This is a genomic window from Elusimicrobiota bacterium, from assembly GCA_041658405.1.
Lineage (GTDB): Bacteria > Elusimicrobiota > UBA5214 > JBBAAG01 > JBBAAG01 > JBBAAG01.
This window is the reverse complement of sequence record JBBAAG010000122.1, coordinates 1-5,386: the sequence shown is the minus strand read 5'-3', so window position 1 is coordinate 5,386 and position 5,386 is coordinate 1. Positions and strand designations below refer to the sequence as shown.

Genomic DNA, 5,386 nt, shown 5'->3' with positions numbered 1-5,386 from the left:
TTAAACGCCCGTAACCTTTACGGAGCGTTTCATTTGTTTCTCCAGCCCATCTTTCTTTATCCGTACTTCAAGCTGCCAGTCTCCGGATTTTGCGCCTTTTACTTTGATTAACGCAAAGTTCTCGCCCTTCACCAGCGACGTGTTCCACCCTACTTTACGGCTGTTTCCCTCCTGGCCGACCGCTATTACTCCTTCAGGAAGGGTAACTTCGAAAGATATGCCTTTGATATCTTTTCCTGACTTAAAATTTAACCTTAAATACGACTCCTGGTTTAACCCTACAGAGTCCGTAGCTGCACAGGTTGTCAAACTTCCCGCGCCCTTATCCGCGCTTAAGATCACCGCAGATTTTTCACCTGCATACTGTGTCGTTGTTGTATTCATCATCTTCTGGATTCCCGCAAGGCCTATCAAAAGAAACATTGCGGTACTGAACGCGTATACTAAAACGTAGTTTGAGTTAAAACTTGTGGTAAACTTTGAAAATACGCTTGCGGGTTTTACATTCTCCTGTGCTGTTTCTGCGAGTTTTAAATGCAGGTTCTGATCAAACCCTGCTGGTAATTCCGCAGGTTTCATATTGTTCAGGGCTTCCACTATTCTTTGTTCATTCATAACACTTTTTCTCCTAAATACTTCTTCTTATAGCTTTAGACGATGCGATACTAAGAAATGTTCCCCCAATTTTCAACTATTTTTTTTCGTAACATCTCACGCCCGCGGTTAATCCTCGATTTTACGGTACCAAGGTTGGTTTTTGTGATCTCCGCGATCTCCTGATAATCAAATCGCTGTATGTCATACATTATCACGGGTAATCGAAAATTCTCGGGGATCATGAGTAATGCCTGGGATACAATATCCCTAACCTGCTCCTTTTGCGCGGAAATACCGGGATCATCACCCGGCGCGGCAATATTAACAGCATCATCGATTGGTACTGATACGGCAATGTTTTTAGCTTTGCCTGACTTTTTATAATCCACAAAAGTGGTGTACACTATACGGTAAAGCCAAGTGGAAAACGCTGATTCATGGCGGAAGGATTTTAAGGATTTAAATATTTTGATAAACACATCCTGTGCAAGGTCAGCGGCATCAGGATCATTTCCCATAAACGCGCGGGCAATACCGTAAACTGTTAATTCATATTTCTTAATAAGTTCTTCAAACGCAGTAACGTTATTCCCAGCTGCACGGGCTATAAGTTCACGGTCCTGCTCAGATTCGGATTTTGTATGTTCAGTATCTGTATTCATCAACTTCCCCGGCATTCTGTATTTAATATAATTATATAAGACGATTGTTGTGTATAATAAGTTCCCTTATATTTTCAAGGTTACACCAAAATAATAGTACGTTTTCTGGTAATTTTTGTCTTCATAATCGGACACATTAAAATTTGACTTATTCTGTGTAGAAGAATAATATGCTGATACAAAAAAGTTTTTTGCAAGTTCATATTGTAATGTCACGCTATAAAGATCCCGGACATCCGTTCTTTTCTTTTTTATAAGTTTTGGCGTTACCGGCCCGGTGGTGCCCTGGTTAATCCATACGCCCTCCACATACTCGTACCATGTGGTGTCATTATAGAGATACCACGTATTTGTCACAGGTTGTGTATACCATCTATCCTGTTCATTATAAGTCACAACCGCGCGGGAGGCGTATATGTAAAAATCAAGTTTTTTGCTTATCGGGAGATTTACGTTTACATACACGCTATTTGTTACATTACTACATGGATGATAGTATTCAGTATACTTATTCACCCAGGTTGTACTACTGGCATAGTAATAGTAGTTATATTCCAGGCCGGATAAACTGCCGGTTAGCAGATTGTTGCTTGACAACCCGGCGTATATAAAACCGATCTCAAACGCGCGGAGGTATTGCGAGAAATTATAGTTTTGAGCGCAGCCGTTTAGATAAGTAAACGATTCATTTAAGTATTCGTATTGGCTGTACGATATGCTTAATCCGCCGGTAAGGTTTTCTGCTTCCTGAAAAGAAAAGTTTAGTGCGCCGGTATGTGTTGCACTTAATGGTTGTTCATAACAAAATGCATAGTTATATGAATAATTAACATTACTCGTAACTTTTCCGTGAGGGATGTAGTTCCACACGATATTACCGGTATGGCCATAGAAATTGTAATACTCATTATTTGGATGGCTTGCATTATTAAAACTATACCCCGCAATAATGGTATTAGCCAATAAGTAACTCCCGCTAAAACCCAGGGTATACTGGTCATCCGTAATATTTTGGACATCATTCACGTTAAGATTCAGGTAATTAAGATTATTGTCATACCCGCCGGTAATGTCAAACTTCAATGAATACCGTTTTGTTTTACTAACAGGTAAGGTTTCTATATCAGTCCCGCTGGTATCCGGTACAAATAAATCTTCTTTTTTAACCCCGAGTTTGTTGTACAAAATATTTTCCGCCGGAATTAAATAATTCGAATATGGGAACTCCTGTACAAGCTTCGACAGCCATTTAACCGCAGCAGTGCTGTCCTGTACTTTATATGCCGATATGCCAAGGAGGTAATACCCCCGGGAAGTTAAGGTATTATCAAGCGCTATAGCTTTCGTAATAAATTTTTTTGTTTTCTCATAATCTTCTACTTTATAATACGCGATCCCGAGGTTGAAATTTGCAAGTGCGTGCTCCGGTGCTGAGGATACCGCAGTAGTAAGCCATTGTATTGCTACACCGGTATTGCCTTGTTTATAGTACGCCGTGCCGTAGTAGAACATTAATTCAGGAGATAATACATTGTTTGAACTGGTAAATTGCTCAAGCATAGTTATTATATCGTTAAACTTGTTTTGTTCATATAAAGTTTTTGTAAGATACAGCATTGCATTATCACGTGCCCCAATAGCCATATCGCTGTTCATAAGTATCGCGGTAAACACATTCTCAGCTTCAACATAGCGTTGTGTTTTATAATATTCTATCCCGTCATTCATAGTCATCCCGGGGACAGTATTATCTTGCTGCTGCGGCATTTCTTCCATGATCGTATCCTCATTAGCGGATAATACTCCGAGAAATATGGATGTAAGGACTAAAATTATGGCGGGTAAAGCTTTGTGAGTCTGACGTTTACCGGGTCTGGATAACATAAACAATTTTTTAAATGATACTCCTAAAAAATTTATCAATATTATACATTAATAATAGTAGATAAATTGAGCAATGCCCTGTTATTCCGTTATGGATTCGTATGTCCGCGTGGTTTTTACCCAGCGTAGTGATGATTTATTGACTAAGCCTTTTATCATTCCGTAGGTATACGGCATACAGCCTAACAGCGGTGCTACCGGTAGTACAAGGAATATAAGGAGTTCCGATAGTTTTTGTATAACCGTCCTGCCAACAGGTTTTGCAATATAGTTGCGTTGGTAGTTACATACAAAGTACCAAACAGATAACAATACGTATGCTATATATACAGCGTTGAAGAATAAAATCTCCGGGAATACGTGATGCGCTAAACTTTCTACGCCGCCTATTAACGGTACGATGATGTATAATAATGAACTTAATGCTACTATCTGAAACAATACTAACGGGATAAATCCGTAGAACATTAATCCTGCAATTATAAATAGTATCATGGTGCTCAGCTTATGCTTCATAACTTTTTGTGTTACCTGCAGCAACCCGGCAGCCCAGCGTGCGCGTTGCACAAAGTATGATTTATAGTTCGGCGGGGTTTGTTCCAGTGTTACACAAGGAAGAAAATCCGGCCATTTTTTTTCTTTTAGGTATGCTTTTATCCCGAAGTCCAGGTCTTCCGTCAACGTATCAGCATCAAAACCGTTAAGGCGTAGCATCAACTTTTTGTCAATAAAAAAGTTTGTACCTCCGATAAACGGCAGGTGTTTCAGTAGTATCGGCAGAAACCATTCATGTGTCATTCCCTGATTCAGTGCGTAGATTTTGTTTAATAACGATATACTAAAATAGTTTCTTACCTGTATTACCGACCCCTGCATAAAAAGTTCTTTATCTTGTTCAGTAATAAATTTGTTTGCAACCACCAACAATGTATCCTTTTGAGGATGGCTATCCGCGTCATAAAACCCTAGTATATCGGTATCATCATCGATGAACCTTAATGCCCAGTTCAGCGCACGGGGTTTTGTGGAATGTACGGAATCTTTAAGCATACATCCGGGATAGTTACCGTCGAAACATTTCGGGACGCTTACATAGTTGACCAGGCTGGTATTGTAAAGCGTATTGTAATACTTTTGCCGTTCTTCCACGTAATAATGCGTTGTGTTTTCGTACGGATTTTCTTCACGTTCTTTCTCATCAAGAACAAATATGAACCTAAGCTTGTCTTTTGGATATTCAAGTTCTACCATCTTAGCGATTGTAGCTGATATAACACTTGCCTCGTCCTTCGCTGCAATCAATACCGTGATCTTGGGCAACCCGCGGTTGATGGTTTTTGATACTTCAACTAGTTTCTCCGTTGTAAACTTAACTGTTTTACTCCAATAGAGAAAGTATGAGTATATACCGTAACCGATTAACTGCAAAAAAAAGAAAAGCGCTAATACGTTTACTACTAACGCTATAGATACAAATGCGTCCATTACAACTTAATTAAACAACCCTTTTCCTTTACAAACCGACTAATTAATGGTTATATTATACTATATTATATGGAAAATACACATGATTGTTATAGGAGGATTTTTATGGCAACCACAGGAAGTAAATTCGTTGATACTGCCGATGTTTTGTTTATAGGTTTCTCCAGCAGGAATACGCGGTTTTGCAGTATGATCTCCGATGCGTTCACTAATAGCGGGATAAAAGTGTATCCCATGAACACCAACCCCGGTGCGAAGTTCAGCCAAAAAGTTTATCGCGGGTTCAGTGAACTCCCGTTAGTCCCGCACTGCGCGTACGTATTATTGAAAAGCGAGAACACAAAAAAGGTTGTACCTCTGCTTATAGAAAAAGGTGTGAAGAGGATATTGTTCCATAACAAAAAAACTGTTGATCCCGAAACGTTGCAGATATGTAAAGACGCTGGGATTGAGACAAAAATTGCGTGCCCTATGATGCTGTACGGTAAAGGATTACATAAATTCCACGCGTTTTTAGCCGGAGTAAAATGATAGTTTTTCCGTTAATCCGAAAAAAAGGGTCAAACGAACACGTAATGTCAGATGTGTTCAAAGTGACCCTGTTGTACCTCATCCCGGGATGGATAAAATCGCCGCAAGAACTCTTGAATTTTATTGTAGTCCTTATTACTGCGCTCGGGATTGATGTTATACTGAATTTTATACGTTATAAACAGATAACCTGCGCAGTATCCGCAGGGGTTACCGCCGCAATTCTG

General features: G+C 39.6%; 6 protein-coding genes. 2 read left to right on the top strand and 4 right to left on the bottom strand.

The genetic code is table 11. The features are described from left to right. The 4 genes from WC955_12960 to WC955_12945 all read right to left on the bottom strand — a co-directional run bounded on the left by WC955_12960 (position 1) and on the right by WC955_12945 (position 4,628). Complete coding sequence (locus WC955_12960; GenBank protein ID MFA5859964.1) at positions 1 to 615, bottom strand: hypothetical protein; 615 nt, start codon at positions 613 to 615, stop codon at positions 1 to 3. 50 nt (positions 616 to 665) lie between these two features. Beyond that, positions 666 to 1,259 carry a sigma-70 family RNA polymerase sigma factor gene (locus WC955_12955; GenBank protein ID MFA5859963.1) on the bottom strand — a complete coding sequence of 198 codons (594 nt, stop codon included), beginning with the start codon at positions 1,257 to 1,259 and terminating at the stop codon, positions 666 to 668. A 66-nt stretch (positions 1,260 to 1,325) separates the two neighbouring features. Next, on the bottom strand, positions 1,326 to 3,035 hold the full coding sequence (locus WC955_12950) for a tetratricopeptide repeat protein (protein ID MFA5859962.1): 1,710 nt from the start codon (positions 3,033 to 3,035) through the stop codon (positions 1,326 to 1,328). A gap of 189 nt (positions 3,036 to 3,224) precedes the next feature. After that, positions 3,225 to 4,628 (bottom strand): glycosyltransferase family 2 protein, encoded by a 1,404-nt coding sequence (locus tag WC955_12945; GenBank protein MFA5859961.1) that lies wholly within the window; start codon positions 4,626 to 4,628, stop codon positions 3,225 to 3,227. Positions 4,629 to 4,733: 105 nt separating this feature from the next. Here WC955_12945 and WC955_12940 point away from each other — a divergent pair, with 105 nt between their 5' ends. Both WC955_12940 and WC955_12935 read left to right on the top strand, forming a co-directional pair. Then, positions 4,734 to 5,159 (top strand): CoA-binding protein, encoded by a 426-nt coding sequence (locus WC955_12940; protein MFA5859960.1) that lies wholly within the window; start codon positions 4,734 to 4,736, stop codon positions 5,157 to 5,159. Continuing rightward, the coding region (locus WC955_12935; GenBank protein MFA5859959.1) for a hypothetical protein at positions 5,156 to 5,386 on the top strand (231 nt) is incomplete at its 3' end. The genes WC955_12940 and WC955_12935, both read left to right, overlap by 4 nt.

What these genes read in the sequence shown, in the direction of transcription:
- WC955_12960 (MFA5859964.1), bottom strand. Translation starts at nt 615, where the DNA reads ATGAATGAACAAAGAATAGTGGAAGCCCTGAACAATATGAAACCTGCG.
- WC955_12955 (MFA5859963.1), bottom strand. Translation starts at nt 1,259, where the DNA reads ATGAATACAGATACTGAACATACAAAATCCGAATCTGAGCAGGACCGT.
- WC955_12950 (MFA5859962.1), bottom strand. Translation starts at nt 3,035, where the DNA reads ATGGAAGAAATGCCGCAGCAGCAAGATAATACTGTCCCCGGGATGACT.
- WC955_12945 (MFA5859961.1), bottom strand. Translation starts at nt 4,628, where the DNA reads ATGGACGCATTTGTATCTATAGCGTTAGTAGTAAACGTATTAGCGCTT.
- WC955_12940 (MFA5859960.1), top strand. Translation starts at nt 4,734, where the DNA reads ATGGCAACCACAGGAAGTAAATTCGTTGATACTGCCGATGTTTTGTTT.